The sequence below is a fragment of the Achromobacter sp. SIMBA_011 genome (assembly GCF_046535435.1).
Classification (GTDB): Bacteria; Pseudomonadota; Gammaproteobacteria; order Burkholderiales; family Burkholderiaceae_B; genus Achromobacter; species Achromobacter dolens.
In genome coordinates this window covers 1-245 of sequence record NZ_JAWRWN010001033.1, presented here as the reverse complement: position 1 = coordinate 245, position 245 = coordinate 1, and the positions used below count along the sequence as shown (strand labels likewise).

General features: G+C 68.2%; 1 pseudogene. It reads right to left on the bottom strand.

The window, feature by feature from the left end:
* Window positions 1-245: pseudogene (locus tag SB816_RS34155) on the bottom strand (sodium:calcium antiporter); the annotation flags it as partial.

The window sequence follows — 245 nt, the reverse complement described above, 5'->3', positions numbered from 1 at the left end:
GTTGCCGAACGCGAGCGTGTCCTTCGAGCGGCGAATCCACAGCACGCTGTTGACCTTCTCCGGCAGCTCGGTCGCGATCGGCACGATGATCAGCGACAGCAGCAGCGGCGAGATGCCGAGCAGTTGCGACACGCCGTCGACGCCGTGAATGAAGCCCTTCGCGCCGCCGACCAGCAGCGCGACGCCGACGGCGAGCTGCAGCGCGATGGTCGCCAGATTGGTCGGCAGCCCGGTGCGCGACAGGA